A 23,010-nucleotide genomic window follows, 5' to 3' on the forward strand; every position below is an offset into this window, starting at 1 on the left:
GAGGCAATCCTGATCCTCTCCGCCGGTCTTCTTACTTAGGTTAAAGCTAGAAGTTGATACGGCCACTCAGACGCATCGTCCGGTTGACGTTTGACGTCGTCACCACACCGAAGCTGCTCCCCGAATTGATGGTGGTTGTGGGGTTAGCGAACTGCGGCGTATTGGTAACGTCGAAGGCTTCTGCCTGCAGGTCGAAGGCGACGTTTCCCCGGATCGGGAAACTGCGCTTCAGGCCGGCATCGAGGTTGAAGATACCGGGACCACGCACACTGTCTCGGCCGGAATCACCAAAGCGCGGCGCCGTCGAGTTGCTGGAAGAAACCGAGACATACGCAGCCGGATTCAGATACTGATAGCCGTTTGTCGTCGTCGAAAGATGCTTTCTGCCACTGAATACGGGATCGACACCGGCTACCTGATCTGCGAGTTGCGTATTGCCGGGAGCATTGAGGTAGCTTCCTGAATCGGTAATGCTCATAGGCGTGCCGCTCACACGGCTGAGAACCGTGCTCAGACGCCAGTTCCCAAGCACGTAGCCGAGAGCCCCATGCGAGAGATAGGTCTGCCCCTTTCCAAAAGGAAGGTTATAAACCGTCCACCACTGGAAGTTATGCTTGCGGTCGTAGCTGGCAAGTGCCCAGTTCCGGTTCCAGTATGTGGGATAGGCAAAGATGAGACCATTCGCTTCGCTGTTATCGGCTGCATCCATCGACTTGGAGTAGGTGTAGACCACACCGGTCGATGCATGCCTGGTTTCCATGCGGGTCAGCTGCAATTGAAGGCCGTTATAGACAGACCCCTGGAAAGGCTGCAGGCTGTTGATGTCGGTATTGTTCGTATTCGCGCCGTACGTGGTGTTCAACAGGCGTCCGGTGTTGCCACCTCCTGGGGGCGCAGCATTGATATTCACCGAGCTCTGCTGGCGGATGGAGTGCGTACCGACATATCCCGCCGTCACCGTAAAGCGTGCCGGCAATTCACGCTGCACAGTGAGGTTATAGCTCTCGATATAACCGCGGCGGAAATTCTTCGGAATCGTCACCGTGGATAGATTCTCCGGCAGCGCGAGATATCCCGAAGAGATATCCGGGATCGTAATGGCAGGAATTCCTACCGAAGAAACCACGCTCGGCGTATCTGCGTTGAGATTTGTCGCAGCCACGTATCCCGTCGCTCCGGTGATGTTCGTCGTGATGCCCGCCGGATAGGCCTGCAGCAGTCCGCGCAGCGTATCCGGATCGTCCGTGATCCCGAAACCCGCACGAATCACAGTCTTCTCATCCGCACGATAGGAAAGGCCGAATCGCGGAACGATCATGCCCCATCCATTCGAGGTGAAAGCGCTGTTAGGAATGCCGCCCTTTCCACCCACCAGGATCGTACCCACGGTATGCGTTCCGTCGGTATCAGTGATGGTCGTTGCAATCGAAGGATCGAAACGCACCGTGCCGAAGTGATCGGCAACTGGCAGAGGGTAGTATTCATAACGCAGGCCATAATTCAGCGTCAGCGACGGCAGCACCTGGTACGTATCCTGTGCATAAAAAGCAAAGGTGGAATAGCGCAGAGCCTCGGGATTGAAGCTCTGGATGCTCTTCTGGTAGTTCTCAGCCTGCCCGAGGAGAAATGAGGCAAATGAATTCACCGCCGTTGCCGAACCGCCGGAATCAGCCGTGGCGCCGCCACTGAAGATAAACGATCCGCGCGGCGTAGCATAACTCCCCGAACCAGGCTGTACGTGGTTGATTGCAGCATGCAGATACTCGCCCCCGAAACGGACGCTGTGATTTCCATGCAGCCAGCTTGCATTGGCGTTGCCCGTGTACTGGTTATCCCGGAAGGTGAAGGGGCTGCCCGTATTCGCGTTGCCCAGGTTGGCATAAGTCGTGAAGTAGAACCCGGGAATGCCGCCATAGAGCGGGTTCCCGTTATAGTTAGTCCCCGGAATTCCAAGCGTATTCACGCCATAGTCGCCGAGAGCAATATCCGGAGCCTCTGCTTCGAGTCTCTGCCGTGTGTACCCGGCATTCCAGTCGGTTGTGAAATGGGAGGTGAAGGCGTGCGTAAAGCCAAGACCCACATTCTGGATGCGTCCCGTTGCCGCACCGGGCTGGCCGCCGTCATACGTGCCGCCGCCAGGATTCTCTCCAAAGACCTGCGGGTCGGAGATGGTATTCGGCGAGATGCTGTAGTGCCCAAAAAAGCTCGTATTCTGCGACGGGACATACGTGATCTTCGTGTCATAGTTTTCGCGCAGAAAAGCATTCACCGCGGACCCGAAGTAGTTATTCGTGAGAGCTCCGGCGCCTCCCGTATTCGGAGCGGGAAGATTCTGCAGCATGATCGACGCGGCCTGCACGATCCGGCTGCTGGGAATCAGGTCATTCGAGAAAGCCGTCTTCCCTGCGCCGCTCGTATTGCCCGTAGCGGGATCATAGATCGTGATGCCGGTGCCGCTGAAATCGCCTGCCCGCATCGCCGCGGTAGGAATCGAAAGCGTACCGTTGATCGCCTTATTGACCGAAACGCGGTTGTAATCGAAGAAGAAGAAGAGCTTGTCCCGAATGATTGGACCGCCGATCGATCCACCCACCTCGTTGTAAATATTCTTCTGCAGCACACCGGTGCGATTCTGCCAGGACTGCGCATTGAACTGCGCGATCGAGTTGTATTCCCACGCCGTACCATGCAGAGCATTCGTGCCGCTGCGAACGGTAACATTGATAGCCGAGCCACCGGCTGACCCCTGCTCTGCATTGAAGCTGCCTGTCACGACATTGATACTGTCGATGCCATCGGTCGGCGGCAGATAAGCGACCAGGTACGGCAGCCACGGATACGCGTCGACGGCTCCGTCGATACGCGTCGTGTTTGTCGCATTGGAGACACCGTTGACGTTCGTTGCCTGCGCGCGCTGAGGATTACCACCCGCAGAATTCTGCTCGGCTGGCGGTGTTGCGCCGGGCACGATCTTGTACAGGCTCTGGAAGTTGCGCCCCGTAGTCGAGGTCGTGGGCAGTTCCGAGACCTGTTCATTCGAAATATTCGAACTCGTCTCGGCGGTCTGTGTCTGCAGCATCGGCGGTGCGGTCGTGACCGAAACTTCCTGTGTCGCGGTTCCAATCTTCAATTGGAAATCGACACGCTGCACCGTATTGGCCAGTACAGGGATGCCCTGCTGCTCGGAGGGACCGAATCCCGTAGCCGAAGTCATCACCTTATACGTTCCAGGAGTCAGATCGGTGAAGGTGAAGGTTCCATCTGCATTGCTCGTCGTATGCAGCTCAATCCCTTTTTCAACGTTGACCGCAGTCACGGCGGCACCAGGAATTGCAGCGCCGGTAGGATCGAGGACGCTGCCCGTCATGGTGCCGTACAAAACCTGCGCATAGAGATTTCCAGTGCCGGATAGAAATGCCACAGGAGCAACGACCAACGGCATGCCTATGGTCAGTGCAAGGCTCATGCGTCCTGCCGCTTTTTTCAAGGACCTTCTTCTCCCATGAGGGCCTTTATTTTTCTGATCTGTCTGCTTCATGCCTCTCTCCAAACCCGCTCCCGGCGGGCGTATTCATGCCGGCTACGCGGGCTCTTTGAGAGCTCTGCACAAGAAATAAGTGCTCTACCCGCTGCGGATAGGAACATTAGGCAAGCGATGCAAAGACTCGCATGGTACAGATGTACCAACCCGCAAGCACACATCTCCAGGAGCCAGCAGTGTGTGCCGGTGTATATACTTTTTCTGCTCTCCGCATATTGGCCCATGCCTAACTTCTGTTTGAGACTGACGCCTCTGCTGCTCGCTGTTATCCCCTTTGCAGCTGGCTGTCATTCGCAATCCGACGCGATTGCTGTCATCCCGCGCACCACGGCAACACCGCTATGGGAGCCCATGCATCAGGGCATCGTCGAAACAGCGCGTCAGGACAAGATATCCGTGTATTGGAATGCGCCGCCCAATGAGGCATACGTAGAGCAGCAGATGGAGCTCTATGCCACGTTGCAGCGGCGCCATTATCGCGGCTTCATTCTCTCTCCCGACGAGACTCTGGCTGCCCGAACCGCTGTTCAGGAAACCATCGAGCGCGGCGTGCCGGTTGTCATCGTCGATGATGAGCTCGGACCACCTCCCTCACCCAGGCTCTCCTACGTCCGCAACGACGAAGCGGCGGGCACCATGCTTGCGGCGCAGACCATATCCCGGCTGCTGCATGGCAAAGGTTCCATCGCCATCATCGGCATCATTCCTCGCTCAGAGGCATCGCTCACGCGCGAAGATGCATTTGAGAAAGCCCTCACGCAGGTAGCTCCCTCCATTCACATCTCGATCCGGCGCTTCGGAGATACCTTCATCACGCATCAGCAACAGATTGCGCAGGAGGTCCTGACCGGCTCCGAACCGGTAGATGCCATCGTTGCGCTTTCAGGGATCGCCACACGCGGCGCATACTATGCCAAGCTGGCCAGTGAACCAAGATCGAAGATCGCGATCGTCGGCTTCGACCAGGATCTGCTGATGCCTCTCGAAACTGGCGATGTGGATGCAATCATCGCGCAGGACACGCGCACGATCGGACGCATCGCCATGCGCAATCTGGATGCGGAGATCCATCAGGAGACCGTTCCCGGCATTACGCTGGTATCTCCAATTCTGCTCACCCGCGACAACGTGCAGGCACCGTCCAATCAGCCTCTCTTTTCCTACTCCATCTTCCGCTGGAGCGGCTCGTGAGTCTCGTCCCCGAAGGAAGAGACTCGTCCCAGCAGCGCCGGATCACTGCGCCAGGTTGGATAGCCGCCGGTGCCGTGCTTCTCCTGTTCGCCGCGCTCGTCACCATCAGGCCATGGATGCACTCCATGCACAGCAGGCCTCAGGTGATGAATGGCGGACCAGCCGCGCTGGAACGCGGCACCTGGACAAGCTACGGCAGCACATGGAGTATGAACGGCAGCCGGCTCGAAAACGCTTCGGAAGAGCGCGGCGCAAGATACATTCTGACCTCGGAAACACAGGCGGACTACCAGATTGAAGCCGATATCCACATCACCTCCGCCGATGGAGAAGCTGGACTCGTGCTTCGCTCGCATGGTGAGGAGACGGGCGTCGATGCTTACCATGGCTACTTCGCTGGTGTGCGCGTCTCTGATGCCACACTCGAATTTGGCCGGGCCGATTTCGGATGGCAAGTGCTGCAACGCATCAGCCTGCCCGCAACACTCGATCTATCGCAGGGATTTCATCTGCGCGTCGTTGCCATCGGCTGCTCCTTCGGTGTGGAAGTCCGCTCCCCCTCTGGCGTGACGCAGGCGCTCACGACCGCAGACCAGGCGTGTATTGCGAGCGGACATTCCGGCGTTCGCTCAAACCTGACCAGCGCGGTGTGGGATCATCTCGCAATACGCTCCGCATCGAAAGAAGACCTCGCAGCCCTTCACCGCGAATCGGCAGGTGCTGTTGCACTTCCCATCGATGTCCCATTCGTTCCCCAGCTCACGGCGCGTTATGAGACCTCGCTTGAAGCCGAAGCCCGCAAGCGTGCATTACAAGCCGGAGTGCAACCCATCGTGACCTTCCTGATGCAGCCGGGCCGGCATCCGAATGTCACGCTGCAGGGAACGGTCATCTCTCTTCCTCCTCTGGTCGCCATCCAGGATGAAACCAACGCACTCATCGTGCCGGCCTTCCACTCGAATGCGCCCTTGAAGCTAGGCGATATCGTCCTCGCGCACGGCACTGTTCTATCGGAGCGCTTCCGCAGCAGCCTCGAGAATGCGGACATCCGCGTGCTCTGGTCCGATCTCGCCGTGCCTCCTCTGGCCGTCACCGCGGCGCAGCTCACGGGCGGAACCTATCGCGGACGTGCTATTTCGATCGAAGGCACGCTCGTCTCTACCTCAGATCACGACATCATTCTGCGTGACGGCGATCTGATCTTTCGCGGCGTCGTTACCGGCTCTACTGCGGATCTCCACCCCCTGGAACGCGGCAGCCGCATACGCCTGCGCGGCATCGCTACCTCACTCGATCAGTACACACATGGAACCTATCCCTTTGCTGTCGTCGTGGAACAGGTCGATGTCGTCAGTTCGCCGCCATGGTGGTCGCCACGGCATATTGCCGTGCTTGGACTGACATCCGTGCTGGTCCTGCTCTTGATTCAGATCGGACTGCACCGCGCGCAGCAATGGCACCTGCAATCGGTGATGAAAGAGCGCGAACAACTCGCCTTTGAGATGCACGACACGCTCGCACAGAGCTTTACCGGCATCGCGTACCTGCTCAACGCCGCCATCATGGAGCGGCGCGGAGAAAACAAGATGCAGACTCACGTGCAAAACGCTCTCGAGATGGTTCACATCAGCCATCGCGAGGCCAGCCGCACCATCGCTGCTCTTCGCCCGCAACTGCGCGATGCCACCGCGATTCTTGAAGCACTCGAACAGGTAGCCACGCGTCTGGTTACAGGAGATTCGCCCAAAATCCAGGGACATCTCACCGGACGTGTCACAGCCTTGTCGGTGCAGGTGACCGATGCGCTGTTCCGCGTCGGGCAGGAGGCAATCAGCAATGCTATCCAGCACAGCGGCTGCACGCAGCTCGAAATCCATCTAGTCCTGCATCGCCGCGAAGCCGCGCTCACCGTCCACGACAATGGCCGAGGCTTCGACGCCGCGGCGCAGCGTGGCCTCGGCATCACCGGCATGCACAGCCGCGCGGCAAAGGTTCGCGGCCGGCTTGAAATCCAGTCGGTTCCGCATCGGGGAACGTCCGTCTCCATCGTCGCCCCGCTTCCCTTGGTCAGCGGCCTGCTAAGGCCGCTGTGGCAAAGGATGCGCGCCTTTCCTTCACGCTCCATTCCACTCGGCAAGCTCGAAACAAGAAGTAAACCTTATGACTACTCACGCTGATAAAAAACAGATTCGGCTGCTCCTGGTGGATGACCACCCTATCGTGCGTTTCGGGTTGAGTGCATTGCTCGGCATGCAGGAGGACTTTGCCGTGGTGGCAGCAGCCAGCAGCGGGCGCGAAGCACTGGACATCCTCAGGCAGAAAACCATCGACATCGTTCTTGTCGATCTCCGCATGCCGGGCTTCTCCGGCATCGACACGCTCGAACAGATCCGCACGCAGGCTCCCCGCGTGCAGGCCATCGTTCTTTCAAGCTTCGAGTTCGACGAAGAAATTTATGCTGCGGTCAAAGCCGGAGCCAGGGGATATCTCCTGAAAGAATCTCCGCCGGAAGAGATTATGTCTGCCATTCGCTCCGTCTTTGCAGGCAGGCAGGCCTTCCCGGAGCGCATCGCCAAACGTCTTTCGGAGTCACGCATGACCGCAGGACTGAGCGCACGGGAGCGCGAAGTACTGGAGCTGGTCGCCAAGGGCTTAACCAACAAGGAAGTGGCAAACACGCTGCAAATCAGTCAATTCACGGTCCGCAATCATCTCAATCACATCACCGAAAAGCTCGAGGCGAGCGACCGCACGGAGGCTATCTTCATTGCCATCCACACCGGCCTCATTACCTTGCACTGACGTGCGTTCCATGCGCAGACAGCGCTGCCGTACGCAGGCAGAAGAACAGAATCGAACAAATGAACAGGAGAGACTTCATGGCTAGCTCCTTATTCGACCTCACAGGCCGGATAGCCGTAGTCGTAGGAGGAACCACCGGACTGGGACACGCCATCTCCATCGGCCTTGCAGAGGCAGGAGCCGATGTTGTGGCCACATCCCGACGCCAGGAACAGGTAGAACAGGTGGCCATCGAGATAGAACAGCTGGGGCGAAGGACTCTGCGCGTGACCAGCGATGTCATGCAGCGGGAGACGCTCGAGGCGCTGCATGCCCAGGTGATCGACGCTTTCGGTAAAGTCGACATCCTCGTCAACGCGCAAGGCATCACGCACAAGGCGCCCACTCTCCAGGAAAACGAGCAGGAGTGGGCGCGCGTGCTCGAGACGAACCTGACAGGCACACTGCGGAGCTGCCAGATTTTTGCGCCGGGCATGGTTCAACAGCAATATGGCCGCATCATCAACCTCGCCTCGCTCGGCACCTTCGTAGGCTTCAAGGAAGTAGCCGCCTACTGCGCAAGCAAGGCAGGCATCGGATCGCTGACGCAGGTTCTCGCCATTGAGCTCGCTATGTCCGGAGTGCAGGTGAATGCCATTGCGCCGGGCATATTTCCCACCCCGCTCAACCGCGCACTGGTGGAAGGGACAGTCAGAGGAAGCGAGCTGAAAATGCGCACGCCGATGGGGCGATTCGGTAACGCCAGGGAAGTCGCAGGAGCCGCAGTCTATCTGGCCTCCGAGGCAGCCGGGTTTGTAACCGGCGAGATCATTGCCGTCGACGGCGGCTTCCTGGCGAGCGCCGTCAATCAATAAAGCCGCAAACAGCAGGAAGGATTATTTCCGTGAAGATCACGAACGCATATGTGAACATCTGCTCGCCGGGACGGAATTTTGTCACTCTGAAGATAGAAACCGATCAGGGCATCTACGGTCTTGGCGATGGCACATTGAACGGACGGGAACTGGCCGTCGCCAGCTATCTCACCGATCACGTGCTTCCCTGCCTGATTGGCCGCGATCCATTCCAGATAGAAGACATCTGGCAATATCTCTATCGCGGCGCGTACTGGAGACGCGGGCCGGTCACCATGTCCGCCATCGCCGCAGTCGACATGGCGCTGTGGGATATCAAAGGCAAGGCGCTGCATACGCCCGTGTATAACCTTCTTGGCGGCCGCAGCCGGCAGGGCGTGATGGTCTACTGCCACGCCTTCGGAAAAGACATCCACGCAGCGCTCGAAGATGTCGCAAAACACAAGGAGATGGGCTATCGGGCGATCCGCGTACAAAGCGGCGTGCCCGGACTCAAATCGACGTATGGTGTGGGCAAAACGACCGGATATTACGAGCCCGCAGAACGAGGCCTTCCCACCGAGTATGAGTGGGAGACAGAGTCCTATCTGCGTTCCGTGCCGGGGTTATTTGCAAAGGTGCGTGAAGTCTTCGGCGAAGAAATCCATCTGCTGCATGACTGCCATCACCGCCTGACACCGATTGAGGCAGCGCGCCTGGGCAAGGAACTGGAGCCATTCCACCTGTTCTGGATCGAAGATCCCACACCCGCAGAATTGCAGGAAGGATTCAAGCTCATCCGCCAGCATACGACCACGCCCATCGCCGTCGGTGAGGTCTTCAATTCCCTGTGGGATGCGCATGATCTGATCCGAAACCAGTGGATCGATTACATCCGCGCAACCGTGGTACACGCAGGCGGACTGACGCACTTAAAGAAAATTGCGGACTTCGCGGACCTCTATCATGTAAAGACCGGATGCCACGGAGCCACAGACCTGTCCCCGGTATCCATGGCTGCCGCGCTGCACTTCGATACCGCCATTCATAACTTCGGCATCCAGGAACACATGCCGCATGCAGCGGAGACAGATGCAGTCTTCCCCCATGCATATTTCTTCAAGGATGGGTACATGTATCCGGGAGATAAGCCGGGATTAGGCATAGATTTCGACGAAAAGCTCGCATCACAATACGAGTATCAACGCGCCTATCTTCCCGTGAATCGCAGGCAGGATGGCACGCTGACAGACTGGTAATCCACAAAAACCCCGCAACGGCAGGATGCCGTTCTCCTCGAAGGAAAACGGCAGCGTTTATGCCTGACATGCTCTACCTTATATAGGAGAAATGCTCTACTGCGGAGTTATCCCCGATTCGAGCTGCGTTGCGCGGTTCGCGGTCTCACGCACGAGACACACGTTATCGACCGTCTCTCCGTTGATCTTGCACTGCGCATCGCGATGCCGGATCCAGGCCAGCTCTTCGCTCTTGAGAGATGCTTTCGCATCGGCGGACTGCGCGGCCTTCATCCGTGTCTGATACGCCCGGTTGAGGCGCGCATCCTGAAACGTCATTTCCTTCTGCACGCAGATGCCGACCTGAACGGTATTCTGGCGCGCACGCGCGATGCAGCGATCGTAGCGTGGTGAAAGTTGAGCAACGGCACACGCGCTGAACAACAGGAGCGCAGCACCAACGGTGATCTTCTTCATGCGGACACCTCTTCCGGTGTTACGACTTCTGGTGTGGCGAGCAGAGCCCCCCAGTTCAGCCCTGCGCCAAATGCAGCGAACAGGACTGGGCTCTGGACCGGCCCGGGATTGGCAGAATGCCATTCGGCCGCGGCAATCAACATCGACGCGGAAGATGTATTGCCATAACGCCGAATATTGACGAAACAACGCTCCATCGGCAACCCGATAGACTTCGCCACCTTTTCAATCAGGTTCACATTTGCCTGGTGCATGAGCATGACGCTCAACTCTGCAGACGTCAAGGCGTTTCGCTCGAGCAAGGTTTTGATCGCTGCAGGAATTTTGCGTGCCGCCTGCAGAATGACCGATCCGCCTTCCATATGCAGGAGCCCGCCCTCCATGCGCAGAATCTCGCAGGCATTGCCATCCGTGGCCAGCAAAGCGTCTTTCAATTTCAAAAAACCTTGATGCGCATCGATCAGACATGCACCGGCGCCATCGCCGAAGAGAATGGCCGTATCCCGACCATCCGGCGTCAGTTGCACGCGGCGGCTCATCACCTCGGAAGCCACCACCAGCACCTTGCCGGCCGAGGAGGCAAATTGCATGGCGATATGCATGGCGATCAAAGAGCCCGCGCTGGCAACAGGAACATCGAGCGCCAGAATCTGGCTCAGGCCGAGCCTGGCGGCGACAGAGGCCGCGGGCCCCGGACAGAACCGGTCCGCAGACCCGCTGGCAACGATCAGCATGCCGATTTCCGCAGGTACAACGCCCGCATTGCGAAGGCAGTCTTCGGCAGCCGCCACGGCCAGAGAAACCACATCCTCATTCTCGGCCGCGTAATGGCGCTCCTCGATACCGCTCTTGGCGACGATATCGTCAGCGGTCATATCGACCAGCGCCGCAATCTCCGCGCTGGTCACAACCCGCTCAGGAACATAGGTACCGAAGGCACGCAGATAGCTCACGCAACACCCTTATTAGCCAGGTAACCCTGTACTTTCTCAATGGTGTCGAACTTGCGCGCCGAAAGATCGCTGTCCGGAATCTTCACGTTGAACTCTTCTTCCAGACCGCTGACAAAGTCGGGAAGAGCAAAGCTATCCAGCAGGCCCGAATCGAAGAGCGATTCGTCATCCTGGGGTGTAATCGGTTCGCCTGCAACGGCCTGAAGAACTTTGATGATTCCCGGCTTTGTATCCATAATTTCCCTCTCTAACTCCGTCATTTTCCAGTCTGCGACCACGCATAACTACCTATAACTAATAGTCCTGAATGGTGCCTCGTTTTACAAACCCGTCGTAGCTCGACATGACGTCCGCAAACAAGGCGTCTGCCAGCACACGATACCCGGTGCCTGTTAGATGCGTGTGATCCGGTTGTGCATAACCTGCCGCAACCCAGCGCTGCATGGAGCCAAATCCTCCCTGCCGGGCGCTCCAGTCCCAGAAGGCGCAGTGATGCGTGCGGCAGACCTCGCGCTGAGCATCGATAATTCTTTCCGTTCCCGTATACGGGACATACGCCCTCCGCTGGATACGCCGCCCCCTGCGTCCGATTACATAGCTCGACCTTGCGATGGCCCGGTCTCCCGGCCCCAGCACCAGGATGGAGGCATCCGGAGAAACCGTGTGCAGGTGATCGATCAGGGTCGCGAAAGAGGCCTGATAATCCTCGCGCGTCCAGCTTCCCGCCGCTTCATTCGTGCCATAGGCAAGCACAATCAACTGCGGCGGCCGCGATGCAAGATAGGTATCGAACAGGCTGCGGTTCCATCGCAGAATCAGAGGAGCCTCCGCTCCGTTGATCCCGATCGCCTCCCAGGTAATACCGGGCTGCAGGGATACGGTGCCAAGAAGCCGAACCGGACCATCCCCGATCGTGGTAAAGCTGAAATCGTTGCGGCCGGGCTGGCACGAGAGTGTCACGCTGCCAGCCTGATCGGGCGACGCCGCCGGCGCTGTAGAGGATTCCTGCGTCTGCGCATCGGGCGGCTGAGGAGCCTGAGCCGGCGCGCTCTGAACCTGGGCGTTCTGCGTCTGCGTGGCTGCGCTTGTGACAAGAGCGGTAGGCACCGTCTGCACCGCCTGGCCGTTGTCTGTAACAGTGAATGACCCGCCGCCCTCTCTGCGCAGGAATTGAACATCAAGCGTCCTGCAGTTCACGCTGAGCGAGGCTGTCTCGCCTGCGCCCTGGGCTTCGATCGCTACGCCGCCCATGCCCAGCAATGCATCGCCCAGCTGCGTAAAGTGGGTGCCGAGCGTAGTCCATCCAGCGCTTTGCCCACGTCCTGACCCCAGAATGCGGTAACCGGCAAACGGATGCCCGGCATACGTGAACCCGACACTGGCATCGCCGAAGCGGGACTGCATCTGCGACCGCAGCTCTCCGGTAAACATATCGGCTGCCGTATGCGAGTCCCCAAACTGCAGCACGCGCACCGTCTGGCTCCCCTGCGGACCGCCCTGGGCGCGGAGCGCCGTGAAGAAGTTCTGCAGCGATCCAGCAAAGTGCAGGGCGCTTCCACCATGCGCCAGCCGGTCCTCGACAGACAGAGCAGTCGCTGCTTCCGGTGAGGCCTGCGCATAGCTCCTTTGCTCTTGCTCCGCAGCCATATCCGGGGCTGGAACAGCCGTCGTATTCCCATCGCCCGTCTCCTGCGGCTGTGGCACTGGACGCGCCTGCGGGACCGGCACATACGATTGATACGCCGGAGCGCTGCTCTTCTTCGACGCTCTGGTTTTCGCATGCGCGCCGGAAGACTTCCCCGCTCCCAGCCTTGCACCCTTCTTCCGGGCAGCCTTCGATCCGGCGGTATGCGAAGAAGCGGTTGTCGATGCCTTCTTTTTATGAGGCGTGGACGTGACCGCGGACGGAACCGCAGAGGACGCGACCGTAGACAACGCGACCGGGGCCGCGTGGACGGCAGCGCCACCGAATATCGCTGCCGCCAGGGACAGCGCTGCAGTAGGAGTGAAAAAGAATCGACTCACGGCTCTCATTCTTCTATTGAGGTCTTTGCGTTGAGTTAGACGAAGCCGCAGAGGAGCCGGCTGCCTCGGGAACGCCGGATGCAGGCGCTGGTACCGCCGTGGGTACCGCTCCGTCAGCCGGAGCTCCGACAGCCGGAGCATGGCCAGCCGGAACATGAACCGCGTCTGGAGCCACATCCGGCACCGCATTTCCGGCCGGTGCGGCCTCCTGCAGTTTCTTCACCGCTGGCGATGGCTTGGGTCGCGGAGCTGCTACGACCGGAGGCCCCTTCAAAGCCGTTGCCCCGGTCACAATGCCATGAGTCCGCTTCCAGCGATCGTAACCTGCATTCAGGTTCTCCATCAGCAGGTTCGCCACCAGCAATGCGCCAGGCGGCGTGGGATGGATCAGGTCTGCCGTCATCAATCGTGGCTGCGCCTCGTACCAGCGCCCGACCGTTCCCTCGCCGCCCATCGCATCGTAGGTATCGAAGAATGCGCACCCATCCTCCGCGGCAACCTTCTTCTGGATCGCTACAATCTGCGGAATCTCGGCCTGCGTGACGATCTCACCTCCCTGGCGGTCGCCACGATCCATCGGGGACATGATGAGGATCGGAACACCCGGCGCAGCCGCGCGGATGTTCGCAATCGCCATGGTCAATTCCTTCTCCAGCGTGGAAACCAGGCCGCTGAACTGGCTCTCGTTGGTCCCATAGTTGATCACCACCAGCTGAGGCCGTGCGGCGCGAAGGCTTTCCGTCAGCAGCTTCGGCTCAAAGGTGCGCGACAGAATCGTCGTCGTCGCGCCGTTCAGCCCCAGCGAGTCGTAGAGCACGCCGCTATGGTTGGTGCGGAAATCCACGCCAAACTGCTTCACCGTTCCACTCGTCACCCTCAGCGATACCTTGGTCGCGCCCTCCGGTAAAACAACCTGCTTCGTTGCGACAGCCTCTTCCGGAGCATCTGTACTAACCGTCTCGAGCGTGGCGTCGCCCGCACCGACCGAGAAGCTGCCTCCGCCCGGATACGTCAGATAGTGAACGATCACCGATGCCTGCGGTGCTCCGGTAAGCGTGTACGTCGTGTGCGCACCGGAAGAACCGGCAAAGACCGCTCCACCCAGCCCATAGCTCCCCTGCTTATATCGGCCGACCCCGGTGGCGTCTTTCTGCGACGACAACCAGCCGCTGTCGGATATCTCCACATGGCGATGGCCGTACCAGGCCCAGGGCTTCGCCGTCAGGTTAAAGCCATACCCCGCATCGCCGAATCGCTCCTGCAACTGCTCCCGCACGTCGCCTGTAATCAGGTCTGCGGTAGTCGGCGAGTCCCCATAGTGCACAACTGTCACGACTTCCTCGGCACCGGTTTCTACTGCGACAGTTTCGGTAGTGCCCTTCTCAACCGTGCTCTTCTCTGCTGCGCTCTTCTTCTGTTCCAGCTGCCATAACGCGGCAAAGAACGGGTCCAGCACCAGGTAATCGTCCACCATCACCGCGCTGATGGCTTCCGGCTGACCCGGCGCACGGCCGGTGGACTGGCGCGCCTCCGCCTGGGGCGGCACCAGCGGCTTCGGCCGCTGCGGCATGTGGTATTCCCATGCCTGCAGGAAGGTGGAAGGGTTCCATCCCTTGGAGTGGTCGCCATACCAGTGCGCTCCCGCAAGGATGCCCACTGCAACCGCAATCGTCCCTGCGGCCTTCCACGGAAAACCATGACCGGACTGCGACGTGGGATCAGAATTTGCCATACACGAACCCCGCGGAGCCTTGCCCGGCCAGAAACTCAATTGCGATCACGATCCCTGCCAATGCCACACCCTGAGCCCAGAAAGGCATCGCATCCGCCAGCTTCGCGGAGCGGTCAAACCAATCCTGCGGAATGCAGTGCGCCAGCACGGCAAACACCAGGACACCGGCGACAGGAAGGGTCACATTCTCCATGCCCCAGGTATGCGAACCGATCTGCTTCAAAACGACAATCGCCCCGGGAAGATCGGCAGCGCGGAAGAAGATCCAGGAAAAGCACACGAAGTGGAAGGTCAGAAGAGCCCCGGCAATCCGTCCCGGCAGCGACCCCACCCGTTTCGCTCCACGCTTCTTCCGCCACACGCTCCACAGGTAGAAAAGCCACAACCCCGTTCCATGAATGGCACCCCAGATCAGAAAGTTCCAGGTGATGCCATGCCAGAGTCCACCCAGGAGAAACGTGACCATGAAGGCATAGGCATAGGTAACAGAGGGAAACAGCCGGCTCTTCGGCAGGGACTCGAACAGGTAATCCGTCAGCCAGGAAGAAAAACTGATGTGCCAGCGTTTCCAGAAGTCCTGCAGGTTCACGGAAAGGTAAGGAGTGCGGAAGTTCTCCGGGATGGACAGGCCGAGCAGCATGGCCACGCCCATGGCGATATCGGTGTAGCCCGAGAAATCGAAGAAGAGCTGTAGAGCATAGCCATACACCGCCAGCAGGTTCTCGAACCCGCTGTAGAGCGCCGGCGTATCGAAGACTCGGTTCACAAAGTTGTTCGCCAGATAATCGGCGACCAATAACTTTTTGACCAGTCCGGTCGCAATCAACAAAAACGCCGTTGCGGCCGCCGGCTGCGTGAGCCGGAACGGCTCCCGCAGCTGCTTCAGCAGCTTGTGCATGCGGGGGATCGGACCGGCCACGATGACCGGAAAAAACATCGCTCCAGCCCAATATCGAAGTAAATTTGCTTCCGCCTTTCCTTCGCCGCGGTACAAATCGATGGTGTAGCTAAGTGCCTGAAAACAATAAAACGACAGGCTGAGGTGGAAGAGCCACCCCCACCGGAAATGCGGTGCCAGGGGTATCAGCTTCTGTCCCAGAAGGAGGCCGATATTGAGTAAAAGCGATAAAATGACAAGAATGCGCCGGGTTGTCTGGCTGCCTGTGCGGGTCAGCCCGAGTCCAACGGCCCAGTCGATGGACGCAGCAACGGGCACCAGCAGATAGACGGGGCCAAATTTTGCCAGAAAGGCGAGGTTGGCCAGCAACAACAACACGATCTGGAAGCTGCGATGTCTCGCCAGCAACCAGTACAGCCCACAAATAACAAGAAAGAAGACGAAGAAAACCGAAGAGCTCAGGGACATACAGCCACGCTTGTTCGAGAATACGTGCTCGACTTCAATTCGAGTAGCTCGGCAAGAGGGATACATCGTGGCGGGTAACTAATGCATCACACCCCCCAGCGTTTTATAAGGATCTCGTCTCGCAGGTATTCGATTGATTCGCACCAAAACCAGGATGGGACTGGTTGACACCAATTCGCCCGCAGACCACAGTGCTTCGGCACTGCAGCCTTATCAGGAAGATTCGTCCTCCATGGCGCGCTTCCGTAACACTGTTTCCCGTCAGTATCGGCGTCTGCTCCAGCACCCCCGGCTTCTTATCGGGATGGGTGCGTTCGCGATCGCTGGCACTGGCTCAGCGGGCACGATGGCATACTACCTGCGCCCTGTCGAGCCGCTCCCCGCATCGATCTCCACGACGCAGTACATGCAGGCCACCGTGTCGGCCCAGCAGGCGCTCATGGCGCCGCCCAAAAGCACGCATAAGAGCTTCAACCCGCTCCGCGGACTGGCTTCCTGGTATGGCTCCGTGCTGCATGGGCACACCACGGCATCGGGCGAAGTCTTCGATGAATCCCAGATGACTGCCTGCCACAACAGCCTGCCATTCGGGACACGCGTGCGCGTAACCGATCTGAACTCCAATAAGTCCGTCGTTGTCCGTATCAACGACCGGGGTGTTCTCTCGAGCGGCCGCATCATTGACCTCTCCTCTGCCGCAGCCGAGAAACTCGGCATCCTGCGAGCCGGCATTGCCAGGGTCAAGCTCGAAGTGCTCGGCACACCGGCACACCCGGACCCGGGCAAGAGCTAGCTATCCCGGCGGTTATCTCCGTCGGTAGCGATCTCCAGAGAAGCTGTGGGCTCCTGTTCGAAACCCACACCAGCCCCCCAAAAGACAAGAGGGATTCCGCAGCTCAACCAGCCGCGGAATCCCTCTTGCCCATAGTATGGATGCCTATTGCCCGGCCCGGCGCAGACCGCGGCTTCAGGGCCTGGCAATCTTCGCAGGCTGCAACTGGGGCCAGCCTCCCGCCAGAGACTTATACAGGCTGACCGCCGCGCTGGCGCTGTTCAGATGGCTCGTTGCGTAAGCGTCCTCGGCCTCGAGCTCCTCCCGTTGCGCATCCAGGAGATCGAGCAGGCCCGTTGCGCCCTCTCGAAACCGGATATCCGCCAGGTCGGCTGCCCGCTTGCTGTCCGCAGCAGCCTGGCTGAGTTGCGCATCCTGCTCGCGGGAGCGCGCATAGCGCACCAGCGCGTTGTCCACATCCTCGAGAGCCAGCAGCACCGTTTGCTGATACTGTGCGAGCTGGGCATCGCCATCGGCCTGGCTCGCCGCGATCCTGGCCTTCACCCTCCCGCGATCGAGAAATGACCAGTCAATATTCAGCGCGGCCATGTTTACCGGGCTGAATCCGTCAAAAGGCGAGTCCGAATGATACTCGGCTATGCCTAAAAGACCGGCAAAGTTCAATCTCGGAAACAGATCTGCCGTCTGGATGCCGATCTCTTCCGTGGCGGCGTGGAGACGCTGCTCCGATGCGTTGATATCCGGGCGCCTGCGCACCAGCTCCGCCGGCGTGCCGGGATCGATCCCCTCCGGCAAGTCCGGCAGAGGCTTCTGCGCATCCAGCTCGGCGACAAGCGTATCCGGCGACTGGCCGCACAAAACTGCCAGCCGGTGCTCATCGAGAGCAATGGCCGACAGGAGCGCGGGAATGCGCGAGTTCGTGCTTTCATACTGCGCGCGAGCCCTTGCGGTATCGAACTGCGTACCGCGCCCGGCAGAGTAAGTGGCCTCCACGAGCTTGACCGTCCGGCCTTCGTTCTCGGCATTCTGCCGAGCGACACGAAGCCGCTCCTGCTGCCCTCTCAGATCGATGTACGTTGCAGCAACCTCTCCGACGATCGCCACCTGCATCGCCGCCTGGTCGTTTGCGGTCGCAAGCAACTGCTGGTGCTGCGACTCGATATTGTGACGAACACGCCCGAAGAAATCGAGCTCCCAACTCGCATTGAGCGTCGAATTCGAGTAGCGATAATTCCGTGGATAACCGAAGGCCTGACTGGCCGCGAGCTTCTCCCGGCCGACGTCCTCACTTGCTGTGACCGTGGGATAGCGATCGAACTTGCTCAAGCGCCAGAGAGCATCCGCCGCATCGTAATGTGCGAGAGCAGACCGCAAATCATTGTTCGAGGTAAGAGCCCGCTCCACGAGCGTCGTCAGTTCGGGATCATGGAAGCTGTGCCAGAACTGTGGATCTGCAGCTTCCACCTGAGGCGATCCAGTCGTCGCACGCGAAGTCCCGGGTGCGACGAACTGAGCCGGAAGAGCCATATCCGGTCGCTTGTAGTGCGGCCCGACGGAACAGGCAGCGCAGCACAAAGCTACGATCGTTGCGAGCAAGGCATTAGATATACGCATCGACCTTCTCTCCTTCCTCACGAAACTCTTCCTGAAGCGTCGCCCCGCTCAACTTGCGCAGAGCCACGTAAAAGACGGGTGTCAGGAAAAGGCCGAACAGCGTAACCCCGAGCATGCCGGAAAATACCGTAACGCCCGTTGCCTTTCGCACTTCGCTTCCCGCGCCGTGTCCGAGCAGCAGCGGTACGGAGCCGGCGATGAATGCGATCGAGGTCATGATGATGGGCCTCAGACGCAGACGGCAGGCTTCCAGAGCCGCCTCGATGGTGCTCTTCCCATGAAGCTCGAGCTCGCGCGCGAACTCGACGATCAGGATCGCGTTCTTGCAGGCAAGCCCCATCAGCACGACCAATCCGACCTGAACAAAGATGTTGTTATCCCCGCCCGAGAGCCAAACCCCGAACAAAGCCGCAAAGATACAGACCGGAACAATGAGGATGACAGCAAGCGGAAGCGTCCAGCTCTCATACAAAGAAGCCAGCACGAGAAACACAAGCAGAATGGCCAACGGAAAGACGACAGCCGCCGCATGGCTCTGGGTTGTCTGCTGATAACTGAGGTCGGTCCATTCCAGCACCATGCCTGGCGGAAGGACTTTCTTCGCGATCTCCGTAAGCTTGTCGACGACCTGTCCCGAGGAAAGAACGCGCGGGTCCGAATCCCCGATCACATCCGCCGCCGGATAGCCGTTGTAGCGCATGACGGGATCTGGCCCGTATGTCTGCTGCACCGTGGCCACTGAGCCGATCGGCACCATCTCTCCGTTTGCGTTGCGCACGCGGAGATTGGTGATGTCCTCGGGGCGCTGCCGGTACTGGCTGTCTGCCTGCACCATCACGCGGTAGACCCTGCCAAACGTATTGAAGTCGTTGACATAGTCGGAGCCCAGATAGGTTTGCAGCGTGTCGAACACATCGGAGAGAGAGATCCCCTGCGCCTTCGCCTTCTCACGATCCACATTCACTTCAAGCTGTGGAATGTTCGACTGATAGGACGAGATGGGATACGTCATGCCGGGAGTCTGCGCTACCGTAGCCTGGAACGCAGACAGCGCATGCTGAAGAGCTCCATAGCCGAGGCCTGCACGATCCTCGATGTAAAGGGAATACCCGGAACCATTGCCAAGCCCCTGAATAGGCGGCGGCATCAGCGCAAACGTGATCGCTCCCGGAATCTGTGAGTATTTCTTGTTGATCTCCGCAACGATCTGGGACGCGGACTCGTGGCGCTCATCGAAATCCTTGAGACGGATATAGGAAGTCGCAAGATTCGGTGTATTGGTCACCTGCAACGCGTTGTAGCCAGACATGGCCGGCAGCATCTCGACGCCATCGACCTCATGCGCCTTGCTCACCATCTCCCGCAGCACCGCATCGGTACGCGCCAGCGAAGCGCCTTCCGGCAGCTTTGCGCCTCCGAAAAGATAGAGCTTGTCCTGTGTCGGGATGAAGCCGCCCGGCACGCGGTTGAAGAGCACAAAGATCGATCCCAGCAGGCAGGCATACGCAAGGAAGACGACACCGCGAACGCGGAAGCTGCGTCCTACTGTTCCCTGGTAAGCCTCGGAGCTGCGCTGGAAGAAGCGGTTGAAAGGACGGAAGAACCAGCCGAGAGCAAAGTCGATAGCCTTGGCCAGCCCGTCCTTCGGCGCGCCGCGCTCGCGCAGCAACTTCGCGGCAAGAGCCGGAGACAGCGTGAGCGAGTTAATTGCAGAGATCACAGTCGAGATAGCGATCGTCACAGCGAACTGCTTGTAGAACTGGCCGGTAATGCCCGTGAGGAACGTCATAGGCACGAAGACCGCGCACAGCACCAGAGCAATCGCGATGATCGGACCCGAAACTTCCTTCATCGCACGATGAGCAGCATCGCGAGGACTCAGGCCATGCTCGATGAATCGCTCCACGTTCTCGACGACCACGATCGCGTCATCGACCACGATGCCGATGGCAAGCACCAGGCCGAACAGGGTAAGCGTATTGATGGAGTAGCCCAACAGGTAGAGCCATGCAAATGAGCCGACAATCGATACAGGCACCGCGACCAGTGGGATGATCGAAGCCCGCCACGTTTGCAGAAACACGATGACGACGATGACGACCAGGATGACAGCTTCGACGAGCGTATGTTCAACAGCGTTGACCGATTCCCGCACGAAGACCGTCGGGTCCCAGACAATCCTGTAGCCCACACCCGCGGGAAACATCTTCGAGAGCTCCGCAAGCTTCGCGTAGACATCTTTTGCCACGCCGAGCGCATTGGCTCCCGGAGAAAGAAAGATGCCGATAAACGCCGCGTCGCCCGTGTCGATGTAGGTGTGCAGTGTGTAGTCGCTCGAACCCAGCGAGACCCGTGCGACATCCGAGAGATGGACGATCTGACCATTCGGTCCGGACTTGAGAATAATGTTCGAGAACTCTTCCGGCGTTGTCAGACGTCCGCGAACATTGATAGAGGTCAGAAAATCAGGCTTGTTCGGTGAGGGCTCCGCACCGAGCTGTCCAGCGGAGACCTGGACATTCTGTTCCCGGATCGCATTCACCACATCGTCTGCGGTCATCCCGCGTGAAGCCAGGCGATTCGGATCGAGCCACACGCGCATGGCATAATCGCCTGCGCCAAGCATCTGCACATCGCCGATGCCGGTCAAACGCGATAACTCGTCCTTGACGTGAATGACTCCATAGTTGCGGAGATAGAGCGAATCCGCCTTCCCGTCCTTCGAGACGAGAGCCACATACATAAGAGGAGTCGGCGATTGCTTTTGCGTCGTTACGCCGAACTGCCGCACCTCATCCGGAAGACGCGACAAAGCCTGGCTGACCCGGTTCTGCACGCGCACAGCAGCCGTATCCGGATCGACACCCGGGCGGAAGGTCACGATCACCTGAAGACTGCCGTCCGAACCGGAAACAGACTTCATGTACATGATGCCCTCGACGCCGTTGATGGCTTCTTCGAGAGGTTCTGCGACAGTTTCAGCGATCGCTTTCGGGTTCGCGCCAGGATAGTTCGTGTGAACAACCACACTCGGAGGAACGACTTCGGGATATTCGCCCGAAGGAAGAATGGGAATCGCGATCAGTCCAAGACAAAAAATGATGATGGACAGAACGATGGCAAAAATAGGACGGTCGATGAAGAATTTCGAGAAATCCATGCCGTGCTCTCCTTACTTCGTTTCTGCCGAGGCAAGCGTGGTTGAGTCCGGGAGCGAAGCATCCATGCTCGTCATCGTTGGCGAAATAGGTGCACCGGGGAAATAGATCAGCTGCAGTCCGCCGACGATGACCTTGTCCTGAGAAGAAAGGCCGGACTTGACGATGCGGAGGCCATCGACCGTTCCACCGAGAACGACGTCCTTGCGCTGCGCCGTATTGTTCGGACCGACGACATAGACATACTTGTGGTCCTGATCCGTCAGCACAGCCTTGTCGTCGATGAGCGTGGCCTGCTGCACCGCCGCGCTCTGCAGCTGAACGCGCGCAAACAGCCCGGGCGTCAGCGTATGGTTGGGGTTCGGGAGCACGACTCGAGCCCGGATCGTTCCCGTGGATGGATTAAGTGAGTTATCGATGAAATCGATGTGCCCGACATGCGGAAAACCCTGCTCGTCGGCAAGAGCAACCCGGACTGGATTATCGGAGCCAACGGCAGTACCGTGGCGAGCGCTCTGCTCAAAACGCAGATAACTCTGCTCGTCGCAATCGAAGTAGACATAAACCGGGTCGACGCTCGCGACAGAGGTCAGCACGGTCTGGTCTGCCTGGGCAAGGTTGCCCAGCGTCAGCAGGGTGCGGCTTGTACGGCCGTCAATCGGAGAACGTACTTCCGTATAAGACAAGTTCAGCTGCGCCGATGCCAGGGCCGCCTCTGCGGCCTTAACCCGGGCTCCGCTCTGCAAAAGATCGGAGCCCCTGTTCTGCTCTTCTTCCTGCGAGATGGCATCCGACTTCTTCAGCCTCTCCGCGCGGTCTTCCTGAATCTTTGCGAAGTCCGCGGCCGCATGCTCGCGCTCGAGCTCCGCCTCCGCGCTGTCCGCGGCATCCTTATATGGGCGCGGATCGATGACGAAGAGAAGATCTCCGCGGTGGACCATCTGTCCTTCGTGGAAGGCAATGCGGTCGATATAACCGGTAACTCTCGGCCGAATATCCACGTAGTCCGTGGCCCAGACGCGGCCATTGAACTCGTCGGAAATTCGCACATCTTTGACAACAACCGGTGCCGCGCTGACGAAAGCCGCGGATGCCGCAGGCTTTGCCTGCGGAGCCTGTTTACAGCCGGCAACGACGATGAGAGCGCAGAGAGCGAGCGCCCAGAGGCTTCGGCTGGCGAGCACCGATCCTTCTTTGGATGTGGCTTGCATGTGGGTTCTCCATTTATTAGAGCGGTCGTTTCAAAATAGATGCAGCGGAATCCAGAGCGATTCAGACCAGCGCAAC

16 protein-coding genes are annotated in these 23,010 nt (G+C 59.1%); 6 read left to right on the forward strand and 10 right to left on the reverse strand.

Translation table 11 applies throughout. The features are described 5' to 3' along the window. Positions 1–46 precede the first annotated feature (46 nt). A complete protein-coding gene (locus tag ESZ00_RS16480) occupies positions 47–3,487 on the reverse strand; it encodes a TonB-dependent receptor (RefSeq protein WP_164981563.1) in 3,441 nt (1,146 codons plus the stop codon). Between the two features lie 276 nt (positions 3,488–3,763). Between ESZ00_RS16480 and ESZ00_RS16485 the strand changes: the two genes are divergently transcribed. The 5 genes from ESZ00_RS16485 (at position 3,764) to manD (ending at position 9,626) form a co-directional block, all read left to right on the forward strand. After that, the gene (locus ESZ00_RS16485) at positions 3,764–4,732 is read left to right on the forward strand and encodes a sugar ABC transporter substrate-binding protein (protein WP_164981564.1); all 969 of its coding nucleotides are present in this window, start codon (positions 3,764–3,766) and stop codon (positions 4,730–4,732) included. A 74-nt stretch (positions 4,733–4,806) separates the two neighbouring features. Continuing rightward, positions 4,807–6,909: a sensor histidine kinase gene (locus tag ESZ00_RS16490; protein WP_129209431.1), complete on the forward strand. Its 2,103-nt coding sequence runs from the start codon at positions 4,807–4,809 to the stop codon at positions 6,907–6,909. Next, the gene (locus tag ESZ00_RS16495; protein WP_129209432.1) at positions 6,893–7,534 is read left to right on the forward strand and encodes a response regulator; all 642 of its coding nucleotides are present in this window, start codon (positions 6,893–6,895) and stop codon (positions 7,532–7,534) included. Before ESZ00_RS16490 ends, ESZ00_RS16495 begins: the two co-directional genes overlap by 17 nt. 77 nt (positions 7,535–7,611) lie before the next feature. After that, complete coding sequence (locus tag ESZ00_RS16500; protein WP_129209433.1) at positions 7,612–8,388, forward strand: SDR family NAD(P)-dependent oxidoreductase; 777 nt, start codon at positions 7,612–7,614, stop codon at positions 8,386–8,388. 29 nt (positions 8,389–8,417) lie between these two features. Then, a complete protein-coding gene (gene manD / locus ESZ00_RS16505; protein ID WP_129209434.1) occupies positions 8,418–9,626 on the forward strand; it encodes a D-mannonate dehydratase ManD in 1,209 nt (402 codons plus the stop codon). Between the two features lie 96 nt (positions 9,627–9,722). On the opposite strand, the gene ESZ00_RS16510 is transcribed toward manD, so the two are convergent. The 6 genes from ESZ00_RS16510 to ESZ00_RS16535 are packed head-to-tail and all read right to left on the reverse strand — an operon-like array spanning position 9,723 to position 16,158. After that, on the reverse strand, positions 9,723–10,082 hold the full coding sequence (locus ESZ00_RS16510) for a lysozyme inhibitor LprI family protein (protein ID WP_164981565.1): 360 nt from the start codon (positions 10,080–10,082) through the stop codon (positions 9,723–9,725). Continuing rightward, on the reverse strand, positions 10,079–11,035 hold the full coding sequence (locus ESZ00_RS16515) for a 3-oxoacyl-ACP synthase III family protein (RefSeq protein ID WP_129209436.1): 957 nt from the start codon (positions 11,033–11,035) through the stop codon (positions 10,079–10,081). The genes ESZ00_RS16510 and ESZ00_RS16515 overlap by 4 nt, the downstream gene beginning before the upstream one ends. Then, complete coding sequence (locus ESZ00_RS16520; protein ID WP_129209437.1) at positions 11,032–11,271, reverse strand: phosphopantetheine-binding protein; 240 nt, start codon at positions 11,269–11,271, stop codon at positions 11,032–11,034. The genes ESZ00_RS16515 and ESZ00_RS16520 overlap by 4 nt, the downstream gene beginning before the upstream one ends. Before the next feature lie 58 nt (positions 11,272–11,329). Next, positions 11,330–13,060, reverse strand: a complete 1,731-nt coding sequence (locus ESZ00_RS16525) for a GDSL-type esterase/lipase family protein (RefSeq protein ID WP_164981566.1) — start codon at positions 13,058–13,060, stop codon at positions 11,330–11,332. 13 nt (positions 13,061–13,073) lie between these two features. Then, positions 13,074–14,792 (reverse strand): GDSL-type esterase/lipase family protein, encoded by a 1,719-nt coding sequence (locus ESZ00_RS16530; RefSeq protein WP_129209439.1) that lies wholly within the window; start codon positions 14,790–14,792, stop codon positions 13,074–13,076. Beyond that, positions 14,779–16,158 (reverse strand): MBOAT family O-acyltransferase, encoded by a 1,380-nt coding sequence (locus ESZ00_RS16535; RefSeq protein ID WP_164981567.1) that lies wholly within the window; start codon positions 16,156–16,158, stop codon positions 14,779–14,781. The genes ESZ00_RS16530 and ESZ00_RS16535 overlap by 14 nt, the downstream gene beginning before the upstream one ends. Before the next feature lie 232 nt (positions 16,159–16,390). Here ESZ00_RS16535 and ESZ00_RS16540 point away from each other — a divergent pair, with 232 nt between their 5' ends. Continuing rightward, positions 16,391–16,951 (forward strand): septal ring lytic transglycosylase RlpA family protein, encoded by a 561-nt coding sequence (locus ESZ00_RS16540; RefSeq protein ID WP_204520229.1) that lies wholly within the window; start codon positions 16,391–16,393, stop codon positions 16,949–16,951. Positions 16,952–17,125: 174 nt separating this feature from the next. On the opposite strand, the gene ESZ00_RS16545 is transcribed toward ESZ00_RS16540, so the two are convergent. From ESZ00_RS16545 to ESZ00_RS16555, 3 genes are read right to left on the reverse strand one after another with little or no spacing between them, the layout of a single operon-like run. Next, a complete protein-coding gene (locus tag ESZ00_RS16545) occupies positions 17,126–18,565 on the reverse strand; it encodes an efflux transporter outer membrane subunit (RefSeq protein ID WP_129209442.1) in 1,440 nt (479 codons plus the stop codon). Beyond that, a complete protein-coding gene (locus ESZ00_RS16550; protein ID WP_129209443.1) occupies positions 18,552–21,725 on the reverse strand; it encodes an efflux RND transporter permease subunit in 3,174 nt (1,057 codons plus the stop codon). Before ESZ00_RS16550 ends, ESZ00_RS16545 begins: the two co-directional genes overlap by 14 nt. A gap of 12 nt (positions 21,726–21,737) precedes the next feature. After that, the gene (locus ESZ00_RS16555) at positions 21,738–22,934 is read right to left on the reverse strand and encodes an efflux RND transporter periplasmic adaptor subunit (protein WP_129209444.1); all 1,197 of its coding nucleotides are present in this window, start codon (positions 22,932–22,934) and stop codon (positions 21,738–21,740) included. Positions 22,935–23,010: the final 76 nt, after the last annotated feature.

The sequence above is a fragment of the Silvibacterium dinghuense genome (assembly GCF_004123295.1).
Taxonomy (GTDB): Bacteria; Acidobacteriota; Terriglobia; order Terriglobales; family Acidobacteriaceae; genus Silvibacterium; species Silvibacterium dinghuense.